General features: G+C 68.2%; 14 protein-coding genes and 1 tRNA gene. 6 read left to right on the forward strand and 9 right to left on the reverse strand.

Annotation, left to right across the window (positions count from 1 at the left end; genetic code table 11):
• Window positions 1-55: 55 nt before the first annotated feature.
• Both cysK and epsC read left to right on the forward strand, forming a co-directional pair.
• The gene (gene cysK, locus LTA6_RS17810; protein WP_341975194.1) at window positions 56-994 is read left to right on the forward strand and encodes a cysteine synthase A; all 939 of its coding nucleotides are present in this window, start codon (window positions 56-58) and stop codon (window positions 992-994) included.
• Window positions 994-1572 carry a serine O-acetyltransferase EpsC gene (gene epsC, locus LTA6_RS17815; RefSeq protein WP_407358338.1) on the forward strand — a complete coding sequence of 193 codons (579 nt, stop codon included), beginning with the start codon at window positions 994-996 and terminating at the stop codon, window positions 1570-1572. Before cysK ends, epsC begins: the two co-directional genes overlap by 1 nt.
• A 6-nt stretch (window positions 1573-1578) precedes the next feature.
• On the opposite strand, the gene LTA6_RS17820 is transcribed toward epsC, so the two are convergent.
• The 6 genes from LTA6_RS17820 to lysA all read right to left on the reverse strand — a co-directional run bounded on the left by LTA6_RS17820 (window position 1579) and on the right by lysA (window position 8827).
• Window positions 1579-1980, reverse strand: coding sequence for a hypothetical protein (locus tag LTA6_RS17820; RefSeq protein ID WP_341975196.1), 402 nt, complete (start codon window positions 1978-1980; stop codon window positions 1579-1581).
• Between the two features lie 55 nt (window positions 1981-2035).
• Window positions 2036-3109, reverse strand: coding sequence for a peptide chain release factor 1 (gene prfA, locus LTA6_RS17825; protein WP_341975197.1), 1074 nt, complete (start codon window positions 3107-3109; stop codon window positions 2036-2038).
• 6 nt (window positions 3110-3115) lie between these two features.
• On the reverse strand, window positions 3116-5035 hold the full coding sequence (gene rho, locus LTA6_RS17830) for a transcription termination factor Rho (RefSeq protein WP_341975198.1): 1920 nt from the start codon (window positions 5033-5035) through the stop codon (window positions 3116-3118).
• 140 nt (window positions 5036-5175) lie between these two features.
• Window positions 5176-6111, reverse strand: coding sequence for a homoserine kinase (gene thrB / locus LTA6_RS17835; RefSeq protein WP_341975199.1), 936 nt, complete (start codon window positions 6109-6111; stop codon window positions 5176-5178).
• A complete protein-coding gene (locus LTA6_RS17840) occupies window positions 6108-7412 on the reverse strand; it encodes a homoserine dehydrogenase (RefSeq protein WP_341975200.1) in 1305 nt (434 codons plus the stop codon). The genes thrB and LTA6_RS17840 overlap by 4 nt, the downstream gene beginning before the upstream one ends.
• The gene (lysA, locus tag LTA6_RS17845; RefSeq protein ID WP_341975202.1) at window positions 7409-8827 is read right to left on the reverse strand and encodes a diaminopimelate decarboxylase; all 1419 of its coding nucleotides are present in this window, start codon (window positions 8825-8827) and stop codon (window positions 7409-7411) included. The genes LTA6_RS17840 and lysA overlap by 4 nt, the downstream gene beginning before the upstream one ends.
• A 153-nt stretch (window positions 8828-8980) precedes the next feature.
• On the opposite strand from lysA, the gene LTA6_RS17850 reads away from it, so the two are divergent.
• A complete protein-coding gene (locus LTA6_RS17850; RefSeq protein ID WP_341975203.1) occupies window positions 8981-10063 on the forward strand; it encodes a YihY/virulence factor BrkB family protein in 1083 nt (360 codons plus the stop codon).
• Between the two features lie 10 nt (window positions 10064-10073).
• Here LTA6_RS17850 and LTA6_RS17855 read toward each other — a convergent pair whose 3' ends face one another.
• The 3 genes from LTA6_RS17855 to argS all read right to left on the reverse strand — a co-directional run bounded on the left by LTA6_RS17855 (window position 10074) and on the right by argS (window position 14465).
• Window positions 10074-11825, reverse strand: a complete 1752-nt coding sequence (locus LTA6_RS17855; protein WP_341975204.1) for a PHP domain-containing protein — start codon at window positions 11823-11825, stop codon at window positions 10074-10076.
• A 113-nt stretch (window positions 11826-11938) separates the two neighbouring features.
• Window positions 11939-12772 (reverse strand): DUF2993 domain-containing protein, encoded by an 834-nt coding sequence (locus LTA6_RS17860; protein WP_341975205.1) that lies wholly within the window; start codon window positions 12770-12772, stop codon window positions 11939-11941.
• Window positions 12773-12800: 28 nt separating this feature from the next.
• On the reverse strand, window positions 12801-14465 hold the full coding sequence (gene argS, locus LTA6_RS17865; RefSeq protein ID WP_341975206.1) for an arginine--tRNA ligase: 1665 nt from the start codon (window positions 14463-14465) through the stop codon (window positions 12801-12803).
• Between the two features lie 94 nt (window positions 14466-14559).
• Here argS and LTA6_RS17870 point away from each other — a divergent pair, with 94 nt between their 5' ends.
• The 3 genes from LTA6_RS17870 to LTA6_RS17880 all read left to right on the forward strand — a co-directional run bounded on the left by LTA6_RS17870 (window position 14560) and on the right by LTA6_RS17880 (window position 15995).
• Window positions 14560-15360 (forward strand): SGNH/GDSL hydrolase family protein, encoded by an 801-nt coding sequence (locus LTA6_RS17870; RefSeq protein ID WP_341975207.1) that lies wholly within the window; start codon window positions 14560-14562, stop codon window positions 15358-15360.
• 16 nt (window positions 15361-15376) lie between these two features.
• Window positions 15377-15449: transfer RNA gene (locus tag LTA6_RS17875), tRNA-Arg, on the forward strand.
• Window positions 15450-15515: 66 nt separating this feature from the next.
• Entirely contained in the window at window positions 15516-15995 is a 480-nt protein-coding gene (locus tag LTA6_RS17880; RefSeq protein ID WP_407358339.1) for an HIT family protein, read from the forward strand.
• The last annotated feature ends 7 nt before the right edge of the window (window positions 15996-16002 follow it).

The following is a 16002-nucleotide window of genomic DNA, read 5'->3' on the forward strand; positions in this document are numbered from 1 at the left end:
ACAAGGGCGCTCACCTAGGCTGGTGCCGCAGAGTCCCGTCTAGGAAAGGCCCTTCATGCCCGGCATCCACGCAGACATCACCACCGCGTTCGGAAACACTCCCCTGGTCCGTCTGAATCGGGTCACCGAGGGCCTGGGTGCGACGGTGCTCGCGAAACTCGAGTTCTTCAACCCGGGTTCCAGCGTCAAGGACCGTCTCGGCATCGCGATCATCAACGCGGCTGAAGAGGCAGGCACGCTCGCGCCCGGCGGGACGATCATCGAAGCCACCAGCGGCAACACCGGCATCGCGCTCTCGCTCGTCGGCGCAGCGCGCGGCTACACGGTGATCCTCACGATGCCCTCGTCGATGTCGAAGGAGCGCCGTGTGCTGCTCAAGGCGTTCGGCGCGCAGCTCGTCCTCACCGACCCGACGCTCGGAATGAAGGGCGCCATCGCCGAGGCCGAGCGCATCGCCGCCGAGACCCCTGGCGCGATCCTCGCCCGTCAGTTCGAGAATCAGGCCAACGCTGAGATCCACCGTCGCACCACAGCTGAGGAGATCTGGCGCGACACCGACGGCGACGTCGACATCTTCGTGGCCGGAATCGGCACCGGCGGGACCATCACCGGCGTCGGCCAGGTGCTCAAGCAGCGCAACCCCGACCTCAAGGTGATCGCCGTCGAGCCCACCGCGTCGCCGCTGCTCTCGCAGGGCACGCCCGGCCCTGCCAAGATCCAGGGCATCGGCCCGAACTTCGTTCCCCCGATCCTCGACACGACCGTGTACGACGAAGTGGTCACCGTCGAGTTCGAGGACGCGATCTCGACCGCTCGTGCCCTCGCGGCGAAGGAAGGCCTGCTGGTCGGCATCTCCAGCGGTGCGGCCGCATGGGCCGCACTCGCCGTCGCCGCACGCCCGGAGAACGCCGGAAAGAAGATCGTCGTGATCATCCCCGACACGGGCGAGCGCTACCTGTCGACCGCGCTGTTCGAGGACATCCGCGAGGACTGATGAGCGCCATCTCGCGAATGCGCGAGGATCTCGCAGCGGCCAAGCTGCGAGATCCCGCTGCTCGCTCGAGCCTGGAGATCGCTCTGCTCTATCCCGGGCTCCACGCGACCTGGGCGTACCGTGCCTGGCACTGGCTCTGGACGCACCGGGCGCGCTTCGTCGCCCGACTGGGGTCCCAGGCCACCCGCTGGCTGACCGGCATCGAGATCCACCCCGGCGCGCAGATCGGTCGGCGGTTCTTCATCGATCACGGCATGGGCGTGGTGATCGGAGAGACGGCCGAGATCGGCGATGACGTGATGCTGTATCACGGGGTCACCCTCGGCGGTCGCACCCGAGACTCCGGCAAACGGCACCCGACGCTCGGTGACGGCGTGGCCGTCGGCGCCGGCGCGAAGATCCTCGGCCCCATCACGATCGGCGCCGGCTCCGTCGTCGGCGCGAACGCCGTCGTGACGAAGGATGCACCGGCGGACAGCATCCTGGTCGGTGTGCCGGCCAAGCCGCGCCAGCGAGTCGTCGGCGAGGACACCCGAGCTGTGCTCACCGCCCCCGATTTCTCGGACTACTCGATCTGAGAGCGCTCAGCGCGAGCGTGTGCCGCGGGCTTCCTTCTTGAGGAAGATCATCGGCAGCAGAATCGTGCCGAGAGCGGTGACCAGCCAGACGATCACGGACCCCAGGATCCAGCCCGAGACATCGACGATCCGCAGGCCCCCGATCGGCAGCAGCACGACGACGACCAGGGCGATCAGCGTCGAGAAGATGCCGATCCCGCCGAGCAGCACCGGAGCGAAGCGGTCGGCCAGCTTGCTGATCAGCGGGCCCAGAATGGTCTGCAGGATCGCGAAGATCACGATGCAGATGACGAAACCCCACCATTTCGACCAGTCGATCTGGAAGCCCTCGAGCGCGAGGTCGGCGACGATGAGGCCGAGGCCGGCCGACACGAGATAGATGAGCGTGCGGAACAGGTGCGTGATCACGCGGCGAGCCTAGCGCTCCGCATGCGAACCTCGCAGAAGGACGCGCGGTCCGGCGTCAGGAGCCGACGGCGGCGAGGCGAGCCTCTTCGTCGGCCTGGATCGCGCTCTCGATGATCGGCTCCAGTGCACCGTCCATCACCTGGTCGAGGTTGTAGGCCTTGAATCCGGTGCGGTGATCGGCGATGCGGTTCTCCGGGAAGTTGTACGTCCGGATGCGCTCGGAGCGGTCCATCGTGCGGATCTGCGACTTGCGCGCGTCGGATGCCACTGCATCCAGCTCCTCCTGCTGCCGAGCCAGCAAGCGGGCGCGCAGTACGCGCATGCCGGCCTCTCGGTTCTGCAGCTGCGACTTCTCGTTCTGCATCGATACGACGATGCCGGTCGGTAGGTGCGTGATGCGCACCGCCGAGTCCGTGGTGTTCACGGACTGGCCGCCCGGTCCGGAGGAGCGGAACACGTCGATCTTGAGATCGTTCTGGTTGATCTCGATCTCGTCGGGCTCGTCGACCTCGGGGAAGACCAGCACTCCGGTGGTCGAGGTGTGGATGCGTCCCTGCGACTCGGTGGCGGGCACCCGCTGCACACGGTGCACGCCGCCCTCGTACTTGAGGTGCGCCCAGACCCCCTGCGCCGGATCGGTCGATGATCCCTTGATCGCGATCTGGACGTCCTTGTAGCCGCCGAGGTCGGATTCGTTCCGCTCGAGCAGCTCGGTCTTCCAGCCCTTGGATGCCGCGTACTGGATGTACATCCGGAGCAGATCGGCGGCGAACAGTGCCGATTCGGCGCCGCCCTCCCCCGCCTTGATCTCCATGATCACGTCGCGCGCGTCATCAGGGTCGCGCGGGATGAGCAGTCGCCGCAGCCGCTCGTGCGCGGCCTGGAGACCCGCCTCGAGAGACGGCACCTCCTCGGCGAACGCCTCGTCTTCCTTGGCGAACTCGCGCGCAGCATCCAGATCATCCGTCGCCGCCACCCACGCGTCGTAGGCCGCGACGATCCGGCTCAGCTCCGCGTAGCGGCGGTTGACCCGCTTGGCTCGCGCAGCGTCGGCGTGCACCGCCGGGTCGGAGAGCTCCTCCTGGACCCGGCGATGCTCGTCGATGAGAGTCTGGACGGACTCGAACACGTCAGCTCAGCGGATGTTGTTGTCGTGGCTGTGACCACCGGCGGTCGGAGCCGGCATCGACTTCTGCATCTGGATGAGGAACTCGACGTTCGAGTGCGTCTCCTTCAGCTTGCCGAGCACGACCTCGAGGGCCTGCTGCTGGTCGAGGCCCGCAAGGGCACGACGCAGCTTCCACGTGATCTTGACCTCGTCGACCGAGAGCAGCATCTCCTCGCGGCGGGTGCTCGACGCGTTGACGTCGACAGCCGGGAAGATCCGCTTGTCAGCGAGCGAGCGCGAGAGGCGCAGTTCGCTGTTGCCTGTGCCCTTGAACTCCTCGAAGATGACCTCGTCCATCTTGGACCCGGTCTCGACGAGCGCGGTGGCGATGATCGTGAGCGATCCGCCGTTCTCGATGTTGCGTGCGGCACCGAAGAAGCGCTTCGGCGGGTACAGAGCGGACGCATCGACACCGCCGGTGAGCACCCGGCCGGAGGCGGGAGCTGCGAGGTTGTACGCACGGCCCAGACGCGTGATCGAGTCGAGCAGCACGACGACGTCGCGACCCAGCTCGACGAGGCGCTTGGCGCGCTCGATGGCGAGCTCGGCGACCGTGGTGTGGTCCTCGGCGGGGCGGTCGAAGGTCGAGGCGATGACCTCGCCCTTCACCGAACGCTCCATGTCGGTGACCTCTTCGGGGCGCTCGTCGACGAGCACGACCATGAGGTGGACCTCGGGGTTGTTCTGCGCGATCGCGTTGGCGATCTGCTGCAGGACGATCGTCTTGCCTGCCTTCGGCGGCGCCACGATGAGACCGCGCTGCCCCTTGCCGATCGGGGCGACGAGGTCGATGATGCGCTGGGTGAGCTTCTCGGGCGCCGTCTCCAGGCGCAGACGCTCCTGCGGGTACAGCGGGGTGAGCTTGCCGAACTCGACGCGGGTCGCGGCGTCGTCGACGGACAGACCGTTGATGGAGTCGACCTTCACCAGGGCGTTGTACTTCTGGCGACCCGGCTGCTCGCCCTCGCGGGGCTGCTTGATGGAGCCGACGATCGCGTCGCCCTTGCGCAGGTTGTACTTCTTCACCTGTCCGAGGGAGACGTAGACGTCACTGGGGCCGGCGAGGTAGCCGGTGGTGCGGACGAATGCGTAGTTGTCGAGCACGTCGAGGATGCCGGCGATCGGGATGAGGACGTCGTCCTCGCCGATCTCCGTGTCGAACTCGTCGGTGGGCTCGCCGCCGCGGCGCTTGTTGCGCTGGCGGTTGCGGCTGTTCGCGGACTGCTCGGTCTCGGCGGGAGCGGGCTGCTGCTGCTGCTCCTGCGGGGTACCGTTCTGACCACGTCCGCGGTTGCGGCTGCGGTTGCGGCCACGGCCACGGCCGTTCTGCTCGTCGCCGCCATCGGCGTTCTCGGATGAGCCGTCGCCGTTCGCCGGCGCGGTCTCCGCCGGAGCGGATGCAGGCTGCTCTGCGGCCGGAGCCTCGGCAGGAGCCTCCTGCGCCGGCTTCGCGGTGCGGCGTCCGCGACCGGTGGTCTTCGGGGCGGCATCGGCGGCCGGCTTCGCGGCCGGCTCAGCGGGAGCCTCTGCCGGCGCGGCAGGTGCCTCGACCGCAGCGGCCGGAGCATCCGTCGCCTCGGCATCCGCCTTCTTGGCGCGGCTGCGACGCGGCGCCTTCGCCTTGGGTGCGGCTTCTGCCGTCTCGGCTGGAGCGGCAGGAGCCTGCTCGGGTGCCGGCGCGTCTGCGGGTGCAGCGGCTGCTGCTGCCGCCTTCTCGGCCTTCGCCGCCGCAGTGGCGGTCGATGCGCGGCGCGGTGCGCGCTTGCGAGCCGGTGCGGCCGAAGCCGCGTCAGTGCTCACGGCTGCTGCCGGAGCTTCGGCGGCCGAAGTCGCCTGGTCGTTCTGGGTACCGGAGAAGTTCTCCACGAGTACTCCCTCATATGTCATGGGAAATGAGCGTTGTACGCACACAACGGGTGCTGCGCGCGATCGCACGGGCAGACGCTCAGCGTCCGCCAGCCGTGGCCATGAGGCCTTTGGGTTCACGTGCGGGTCATGCAGATTGCATTGGGGCCAGATTCACGTAGTTACGTGGAGCCCTCCGCTCGAATCCCCACTGTACCACCACGCACGTCGACCGCGAGCAGGAGGGCCTCCCACGGGGTGTCTGTGACGGAACCCGCGAGCTCGACGGCATCCTGTCGGCTGCCTGAGCCGTCTGCGAGGACGAGCACGCTCGGCCCCGCGCCGGAGACCACTGCCGCGAAGCCCGCACGTCGCAGCGCCTGCACGAGTCGCTGCGTCTCGGGCATCGCTTCGGCACGGTAGTCCTGATGCAGGCGGTCCGCCGTCGCATCGAACAGGAGCTCAGGGCTCTGCGTGAGCGCGGCGATCAGCAGCGCGGAGCGCGAGACGTTGAAGACGGCGTCTTCTCGGGACACCTGCGGCGGCTGCAGCGACCGGGCGAGCGACGTCGACATCGTGTACGCGGGCACGAGCACGAGCGGCGAGACACCGCGATGCACGAGCAGCTTCTTGTGCTGGGCGCCGCGCTCACCCATCCACGCGATCGTGAGACCGCCGAACAGCGCCGGCGCGACGTTGTCCGGATGGCCCTCCATCTCGGTGGCCAGACGCAGCAGATCATCATCGCTGATCTCGACGTCGCCGGCGAGCAGTCCCTTCGCCGCGAGCACACCTGCGGCCACGGCCGCGCCGGACGAGCCGAGGCCGCGACCGTGCGGGACCCCGTTCTCCGCGACGATGCGCAGACCCGGCATCGGACGCTCCACGTCGGCGTAGACGTGGGCGACGGTGCGGACGATGAGGTTGGAATCGTCGCGAGAGATCTCGTCGGCGCCGGAACCGGACACCTCGATCTCGAGCGCGCCGGCGGGCAGCGCCGTCACGAGGAGCGAGTCGTAGACGCTGAGCGCCAGGCCCAGCGTGTCGAAGCCCGGTCCGAGGTTCGCGCTCGTCGCCGGGACCCGCACCTCGACGGTGCGTCCCGCTGCCACGGTCACTCGCCTTCCACGCGCAGGACGGAGACCACGCGCTCGACGACGGAGCTCTCGGAGAGAGCCGTGACGGTGTCGCTGAGAGCCTGGTCGGTCGCGCGGTGCGTGCCGATGGTGAGACGCGCGGTCGGCTCGTCCTCACCCTCCACGGTCTGCACGACGGTGGCGACGGAGACGCCGCCGTCGCTGAGGATGCCGGCGACGGTGGCGAGCACGCCGGGCGCATCGGCCACTTCGAGCGTGATCTGGTAACGAGTGGTGACGTGCCCGATCGGCACGATCGGGAGGTTGGCCCTGGTGGACTCCCCGACGCCGACTCCGCCGGCGATGTGGCGGCGTGCCGCGGAGACGACGTCGCCCAGCACCGCGGATGCGGTCTGCACGCCACCGGCGCCGGCGCCGTAGAACATCAAGGAGCCAGCGGCCTCGGCCTCGACGAAGACGGCGTTGTTCGCGCCGTGCACGGAAGCGAGCGGATGCGACCGCGGAACAAGCGCGGGATAGACGCGCACCGAGATCGACTCGGCACCCTCGGACTCCAGCCGCTCGCAGACGGCGAGGAGCTTGATGACGAATCCGGCGGCACGCGCCTCTTCGATCATCGAGGCGGAGATCGAGGAGATGCCCTCCCGATGCACGGCATCCAGGGGAACGGCGGTGTGGAAGGCGAGGCTCGCGAGGATCGCCGCCTTCTGCGCGGCATCGTAGCCTTCGACGTCGGCTGTGGGATCGGCCTCGGCGTAGCCCAGCCGCTGAGCGTCGGCGAGCACGTCGGCGAAGTCGGCCCCCTCGGTCTCCATCCGGTCGAGGATGTAGTTGGTGGTGCCGTTCACGATGCCCATGATCCGTACGACGCGATCACCGGCGAGCGAGTCGCGCAGCGGTCGGATGATCGGGATCGCTCCCGCAGCGGCGGCCTCGTAGTACACCGAGGCGCCGACGCGGTCGGCTGCTTCGAAGAGCTCTGGTCCATGTGTGGCGAGCAGCGCTTTGTTCGCCGTCACCACATCGGCGCCGGAACCGATCGCCTGCAGGATGTTCGTGCGCGCCGGCTCGATGCCGCCGATCAACTCGATGACGATGTCGGCGCTGAGGATGAGCGACTCCGCGTCGGTGGTGAACAGCTCCTGCGGCAGGTCCACCTCACGAGGGGCATCCGGGTTGCGCACGGCGATACCGGCCAGTTCCAGGAAGGCTCCGGCGCGGTCGGCGAGCTCGTCGCCGTGTCGCAGCAGCAGGGCCGCGACCTGGGAGCCCACGGCACCGGCGCCCAGCAGCGCCACCCGAAGTCGTCGGTACTCAGTCATTGTGCTCCTTCGGAGATTTCTTCTGCATGAACGCCCGCGTCTCGTGCCAGGAGATCGTCGATGCTCTCGCCTCGGACGATCACGGTGGCCTTCCCGCCGCGTACGGCGATCACGGGCGGACGTGGAACGTGGTTGTAGTTGCTCGCCAACGACGCGCAGTACGCGCCGGTCGCCGGGACCGCGAGCAGGTCGCCGGGTGTGACGTCTCCCGGAAGGTACTCGTGGTCGACGACGATGTCACCCGATTCGCAGTGCTTGCCGACGACGCGGGTGAGCAACGCTTCGCCGACGCCCGCGCGCGATGCCAGGCGCGCCGAGTACTGCGCACCGTAGAGGGCCGGCCGTGCGTTATCGCTCATGCCGCCGTCGACGCTCACGTACAGCCGGGCGGCGCCCGACTCGACAGTGACGTCCTTCGTCGTTCCGACCTCGTAGAGGGTGACCCCTGCCGTGCCGACGATCGCGCGTCCTGGTTCGAAGGCCAGAGCGGGCACGGGGATGCCGCGAGCGGCGCACCCTTCGGCAACGGCAGCGACGATGCCCGCTGCGAGTTCCGCGATCGGCGTCGGGTCGTCGACCCTCGTGTAGGCGATGCCGAAGCCGCCACCGAGGTTCAGCTGCGGAACCGGGCCGGCGGCGAGGAGCGCGGCATGGAGTTCGAGCACGCGGGAGGCGGACTCGCGGAACCCGGCCACTCCGAAGATCTGCGATCCGATGTGGCAGTGCAGTCCGACGAACTCCAGGCCGGAGATCTCACGGATGCGGGCGACGGCCTTCTCGGCATCAGGCAGCGGGAAGCCGAACTTCTGATCCTCGTGCGCGGTCGCGAGGAAATCATGGGTCTCGGCATGCACACCGCTGATCACGCGGACCATGACGCGCTGGACGCGGTCGGTACGCGCGGTGATGGCTGCGAGGCGCTCGATCTCGATGGCGCTGTCGACGATGATCGTGCCGACGCCGACCTCGACCGCGCGTTCGAGCTCGGAGACGGACTTGTTGTTGCCGTGGAAGCCGATGGATGACGGAGTCACCCCTGCGGCGAGCGCGACCTCGAGTTCGCCACGAGTGCAGACGTCGACCGACAGCCCCTCTTCGACGACCCACCGGGCCACCGCGGTGCACAGGAACGCCTTACCCGCGTAGTACACCCGCACTGTCGTGTCGTGCTCCGCTGCAGCCGCATCGAAAGCCGCGCGCAGCGCACGGGCTCGCAGGCGTACCTCGTCTTCGTCGAGGACGAGCAGCGGCGTGCCGTACTTCTGAGTGAGGGTGGTGGAGCGAATGCCGGAGAGGATCAGCGTCCCGTCGGCGTCGCGGGCTGCGGATACCGGCCAAACGCCCTCTGCGAGGTCGTTCGCGTCGTCGGGCACGACGAGCCAGTCCGGCGCGAGCGGGTTGGCAGGGGAAAGCACAGAGCACCAATCGTCGGACGGAGCGCGTCACGGGATCGCGCACTTCGAGGTTGCCCCCGATTCTATGGCACCGGCAGAAGCGCTTCCCTCACGGTGACGCCTCGCGTCAAGCCCCCTGCGACAGCCGCTCCGCGACTCCTAGGCTGAGCGGTGATGAACACCGAATCGCGCGCTCCGTCATCCTCGTCGCCCGGACTCATTCCGCGGACGACCGCCGCCGTCGTCCGCTGGGCGCTCGCACGCAAGCCGGTGCGGGCGGTGCTCCTCTACATCGAGCGGCACGGACCGATGCTCGCAGACAGCATCACGTACCGCACGCTGTTCAGTGTCTTCGCCGCGGTGCTGCTCGGCTTCTCGATCGCGTCGCTCTGGCTCTCGGGAAACGAAGTCGCGTGGAACGCGATCGTGAACGCCGTGAGCTCGGCCGTTCCCGGGCTGTTCGGCGAGGACGGGGTCATCGATCCGGAGGAGCTCCGTCGGGCGCCGCTCGGATTCTCGTTGACGGGAATCGTCTCCCTGATCGCATTGGTCGGTGCTGCTCTCGGCGCGATCGGCTCGCTCAGGACGGGGATCAGGGCGCTCGCCGACACGCTCGATGACGATGTGCTCTGGATCTGGGTGATCCTTCGCAACATCACGCTCGCTCTCGGCATCGCCGCATCCTTCGTGGCAGCTGCCTTCCTGACATTCTCCGGCCGCCTCGCTGTCGACTGGGTCACTGGAGTACTCGGAGTCCCCGCGGACTCCGACCTTGCCGGGTGGGGCGTCAGGGCGGTGTCGATGCTGGTGGTCTTCCTGCTCGACGTCGCCATGATCGCCGGTGTCTTCCTGGTGCTGTCCGGGGTTCGCCCCTCAGCACGCGCCCTCTGGCCCGGCGCTCTGCTGGGTGGGGCCGGAATGCTCGTGCTCCAGGAGCTTTCCGGCCTCTTCGTCCGTGGCGCATCAGCCAACCCGCTTCTGGCGTCGTTCGCGTCGCTGCTCGCACTGCTGATCTGGTTCAACCTCACCGCACAGGTGACGCTATTGTCCTGCGCGTACATCATCACCGGCGTCGAGGAGGAGCGCGACCGCGTTCATGAACGCTTCGGTGCGCAGACGTTCGCGCAGCGCGGGGTGCAGCGGGCCGAGCGCGCTGTCGGATTGGCCACAGCGACGTTGCGCGCGGCGCAGAAGGCCGAACGCGCCGAACGCGCAGGCATGCACGTCGAAACCGGCTCCGATGGAGAACGTCCGTGACGCAGGCGCGTCACGCCACGTCGACGAAGATCGGGTTGGCGTAGAACCACGTGTCCTTCCACGGGTCGGCGTCGCTGTCGCCGTGGACGATGGGTCCGGTGGGATCGACGGCGGCGCCGTGGTATCCGGCCCCGTTGCGGTTGCCGTCGCTTCCGCGGAACCGGACGTAGAACGGCCGATCGACCCGCTCGAAGACGTGCGTCAGGGTGAACGTGCCGCGGGTGCCCGTCGTGTCGAACTGCCGTACGACGCGCGTCTCGGGGGCGCGAACCGTGTCGGCGTCCGAGACTGCGCCCATGACCGGACCGGCGATGAGGTCGACGTGAGCGAGCTCGGGGAGGATCCCCGCCGCATTCACGTAGTCGGTCGTCGTCACGGTGATCGTCACCACCACATCCTGCCCGCGTCGCGCAGCGAGTCGCCCGCCGAGAGTGACGCCGCGACCCGCCGCGTTGCCCCAGCCGCCGCCTGCTCCGTTGCCGCGGCCCGCACCCTTGCCTGGCATGTCGGCGCGGGCTCGCACGTCCAATCCGCCCAGCAGATGACCGTGGTCGACCCACATGCGCCCGCGGCGCATCGCCTCGAGCACGCCCGCGTATGTGCGCGTCGCGACGCCGGTGTGAAGGCGCGAGAACTGTCCTGGCCAGAAGTCGCTTCCGCCTTGGGGAGCGCCGGTGTCCACCGGGTCGGGGCGCTTGCCGAGAACGGCCCATCGGTCGAACTCGCTCGGCAGACTCGCGTAGGGCTCGCCCGCCGGGTAGTCGCCGGTCACCCATGTGTCCTTCACGGTGAGGTGGTTGTCGGAGTTCGATGTGATCCAGTAGGGCTTGCCTTCAGCCAACAATGCGTCCCAAAGGCCTCCGACCGTGGCAGTCGCCCAGTCGAATCCGCCGTACGGGCGGTAGGCGTCGGCAGGGTACCCTGGCCAGCTGTCGGGGCGCGGGGAGTTGACGTACTCGCCGCGCTGATCGCCAGGACCGGAATACTGGCCGACGGCCGAGCCCTGCGCGCCCGGGGCTCCCTCCATGCCGATCATGATGTCTGGGTCGGCATCGCGCCAGACTCGCAACTCGTGCGGAGAGTCGATGCCGAGCCGCATCGGGTGATTGGCGAGCACCACCGCGTCGTCGATGACTCCGGCGCGCTTCTGCGCTCCGAGCCACGCGATCGCCTCGGCAGCCCGGCGCTCGAACTCGGCCGCCTGCGCCTCCCCCACTGGCTTGTCCCAGCCGTTGAGCTTGCCGTCCCATGCCAGCTCGAATGCCCGCAGTACTCGGGCGTCCGCGGCTCCGGGGGCGACGAGCACCGTGGCGTGCTCGGCCGCCGGGATGTACCACTCCAGCCCCTGGAAGATGAGCATGCCGCGCCCGTCACGCTCCAGCTGAAGCTGCTCGCGCGCTGCGGGAAGGCCGCGTTCAGCGTGGGCGAAGTTGCTGTGCTCGGTGAACGCGAGCCAATCGACGCCGTAGCGCTGCGCGGCGTCGAGCTGCTGGGTGACCCGGTACTTCGCGTCGTGGCTGAACTGCGTGTGCACGTGGTGGTCACCCACCAACCAGGCGAGCTGCGGATCGCCGACAGGCGGCCGCATGGCGACGCTGGCCGCTGCCGACGAGGTGCCCGTCGCACCGACAACAGCCGACAGCGCACCGGCGGCCAGCGCGATGCCGGCGGTCCGGAGCATGTCGCGACGCGAGAATCCGAGCCGATGCAGTTCGGCGTCCGCGTCGATCGGGAGGGCGCCGTGAGGGTCGTGATCGCACATGGGGGTATTCCTTCAGAGTGTGGGGACGCTCCGGAGGTTAATAACCGCAGATGGACAGCATGGAAACATCGGATGTCCTTCGGACAACCGCGGTGCCCGAAGGTGTGTCCTGCCTAGGGGCAGACGCCCGGATCCAGAAGCGCCGGATCGGTCGAGATCGCGCCGTTCACATCGACGTCGATCACGGCCTCGGTCCCCTCGATCTTCAGTCCTGCAAGGGTGAGGCCCGCCGGCAGCTGATCGGCGATGCACAGCTGTTGAGTCTGGGTGAACGGAGCGGCGAGCGAACCGAAACGATCGTTCAGCTGCTGCGCATCGAGGACCACCCCACCCAGCGTCGCCGACACCGGGGTCATCGTCACATCGCCGTCCTTCGCGCCAGGAGTGAGGGTCAGAGACACGTCGATGCTCGTGCCGAAAAGACTGATCGAACCCGAGGCGATCGCATTCGGGGCTTCGAGTGCCAGCGACTCGATCGGCAGTTCGGAGCGCGCCAGGAGCGTCGTGAGCTCGGCCTGATCGATGCGCACGGTACCGTTCGCCGACGCGAGGTCGCCACCGCGCAGCGGGATGCCGGTGGCGGTGACGTCCGCCGCACCGGTGATGCCCTCCAGCGTCACGCGATCGCTCGAGAGGTGGAGCTCGTCGAGACGCCCAGCGATGAGCTGAGGCAGCAGGATGCCGCCCGCCTCGACGTCCAACTGCTGATCGGCCGGCAGGTCCAGCTGCTCGATCACCATGCCGCGGACGATGCCGGGAAGCACGCTGCGCGCGATGAACTCGGCGGCCACGACGAGCAGCGCCAGCAGCACGGCGAGGACGAGGAGCACCCACGGCCAACGACGGCGCTTCGCCGGCACCGCCGCATCCACCTTCCCAGGGATCACCAGCGTCGGATGCTCCACTGCCGAGTCCGGGTAGGGAAGAGTGTGATTGTCATCGCTCATGCTGACATCCTCCCCCACCGACGACCGACTACATGCGCTCCGGAGCCGAGACGCCGAGCAGGTCGAGTCCGTTGCGGAGCACCTGACCTGCGGCGTCGTTGAGCCAGAGCCTCGTGCGGTGCACGTTCTCGATCGGGTCATCGCCCTGCGGAATGACCCGGCAATTGTCGTACCAGCGGTGATAGAGCCCCGCGAGCTCCTCGAGGTAGCGGGCGACACGGTGCGGCTCGCGCACCTCGGCGGAGAACGCGACGATACGGGGGAACTCCTGGAGCGCGCCGAGGAGCGCGCTCTCGGTCTCGTGAGTGAGCAACTCGGGGACGAACTCGGAGCGGTCGACGCCTGAATCGGCCGCGTTGCGGGCGACGTTGTGGGTGCGGGCGTGCGCGTACTGCACGTAGAACACCGGGTTGTCGTTGGTGCGCTTCTGCAGCAGCTCGGGGTCGAGGGCGAGCGGCGAATCGGCAGGGGAACGCTCCAGCGAGTAGCGCAGGGCGTCCGTGCCCAGCCACTCACGCAGATCGTCCATCTCGATGATGTTGCCCGCACGCTTGCTGAGGCGCGCGCCGCCGACAGACACCAGCTGCCCGATGAGCACCTCGACGTCCTTGTCCGGATCGTCGCCGGCAGCGCCGGCGAGCGCCTTCAGCCGATGCACGTACCCGTGATGATCGGCGCCGAGCAGGTAGATCTTGTGCGCGAAACCGCGGTCGCCCTTGTTCAGGTAGTACGCGGCATCGGCGGCGAAGTAGGTGTACTCGCCGTTCGAGCGACGGATGACGCGGTCCTTGTCGTCCCCGAAGTCGGTGGTGCGCACCCAGACGGCGTCGTCCTCGTCGAAGACGTGCCCCTGTGCGCGGAGGCGGTCGACAGCCTGGTCGACGAGGCTGCCCCCGTTCGCGTTCTGCAGGTGCAGGAGACGTTCGGAGAACCACACGTCGAAGTGCACGTTGAACTTCGCGAGCGACTGCTTCTGCTCCTCGAGCTGGTACTCGTAGCCCAGCTCACGGGCGAGAATCAGCTGCTCGAACGCGGGCAGCTCGAGGAACTCGGGCCGCTCTTCGAGGATGCGAGCGGCAAGATCGTTGATGTAGCTGCCGACATAGCCGCCTTCGGGTGTCGCGAGGCCGTTGGCAGCGGCGACGATGGATGCTGCGAAACGCTCCATCTGCACGCCGGCATCGTTGATGTAGTACTCACGAGCCACCGTCGCACCGGAGGCGGCGAGCACGCGGGCGATCGCGTCGCCGAGCGCGGCCCAGCGCGTGTGTCCGATGTGCAGCGGGCCGGTCGGGTTCGCACTGACGAACTCGATGTTGATGCTGCGACCGGCCTGGGTGTCGTTGCTCCCGTATGCCTTTCCCGCATCGACGATCGTCTTCGCAAGCGCGCCGGCGGCGCCGGCGTCGAGACGGATGTTGATGAACCCCGGTCCGGCGACCTCGGCGCTCGCGACGCCATCGACGCCGGTGATGCCGGCGACGATCTGCTCGGCGAGCTCGCGAGGGTTGGTGCCGAACTGCTTCGCGAGGCGCATGGCGATGTTCGACGACCAGTCGCCGTGGTCGCGGTTGCGCGGACGATCGAGCACCATGTCTGCCGCTGTCAGCTCGAACGGCTCACCGGGTCGTCGCTCGCCGGCGATCGGAGCGAGGACGGCGAGGAGGGCTTCGGCGAGCGTTTCAGGATTCATAGGTGACTCAGTTTACGTCCCCGCCCGCGCGCGAAATCGCGGAACAGCGCGCGCTGGAATTTGTGCTGGCGGTCCGGTGATCTACTCTCATCCCATGACTGTGCCGTCAGCGCCTCGAACCGCCCGCACTTTCGGCCTTGCCGCCGTGGTGCTGGCGGTCGTTTTCTTGGCCGTTCTCGGGGTGTGGCGGCCGTGGACTCCGTTGCCGGCCGCGGCTCCGGTCTCGGCAGGCGAGGAGCCGGTCGTGATCGCTCCTGCGCCGCTCATCCTGCCCGAGCATCCGCGGGTCCTCGTCTTCGGCGACTCCTGGACATATGGCGCCGCGGCGACCGAACCGACTCTCGGGTACGCGTATGTTCTCGCGCAGCTGCTGGACGGCGAAACGATCGTCAACGGTGTCCGCGGCAGCGGGTACCTCAAGCCCGGCTGGGACGGGCCCGCTTTCGGTGAGCGGATCGCGGCGCTCGATCCGGCGTTGAACCCGGATCTGGTGATCATCCAGGGTTCGATCAACGACCGGGCTCAAGGCGCGGCCGGTTATCGTGAGGCGGTGACTGCGGCTTGGGATGCGCTGGCCGCGCTGTACCCGGAGGCATCGATCGTCGTGCTCGGGCCTGCTCCGCATGAACTCCCCGTCGGGGCGGCGACGGCTCGCATCGATACTGATCTCGGTGCCCTCGCCGGTGCGCGCGGCTGGTGGTACATCTCCCCCATCGCCGAGGACTGGATCACCGAGCAGAACTACCTCGACATCATCGACGTGGACTTCGGCCGGAAGCATCCATCGACCGACGGGCATCGCTACCTGGCGGAGAAGGTCACCGCCGCGCTCACCGGGTTGATGGAGGCGCCGGTGACCGAGGCTGGTGAGTCGGAGACCACCCCCGAGCAGTGATATTGTCGATCGGTACGCCTCCGTAGCTCAGGGGATAGAGCGCCGGTTTCCGGTACCGTAGGTCGGGGGTTCGAATCCCTCCGGGGGCACATATGTGAAAGAGGGCCGTCCATCTGGACGGCCCTCTTCGCGTGCACGCACCATACGATTGCGACGTGTGGTGGTCGGAAGAAGAGTGGGCGGCGCTCATCGATCCTGTCGAGTGCGGCATGTGCGCGGATGCCCATCTGGACGAGAACCCGCACAGCGTACTGGTCGCGTCGACTGAGACCGCCCATATCCGGATCGCGCGGAATCAGTCGCACCGCGGCTACTGCCTGGTGATCCTCCGCGACCACGTCACAGACATCGGCGACCTGACGTCGGAGCAGCTCAGCGGGTTCTGGTCCGATGTGCAGCGCGCCGGGCGGGCGATCACGACAGTGTTCGCGCCCCGCAAGATCGACTACCTCGTCATGGGACACAGGATGCCCCATCTGCACTGCCACCTGCTACCGCAGCACTCCACAGATGACCCCTTGCGCAACGTCGACATCTCGGATGGCCCAGAGTTTTCCTCGTCGAGGGCGCTCCACGACGACGCGCGCGCTCTCCGGGATGCCTGGGACCACAGCGGACTGCCACGCGGTTCTTGAGTGGCGC

The sequence above is a fragment of the Microbacterium sp. LTA6 genome (assembly GCF_045690355.1).
In the GTDB taxonomy this organism is placed as follows: Bacteria; Actinomycetota; Actinomycetes; order Actinomycetales; family Microbacteriaceae; genus Microbacterium.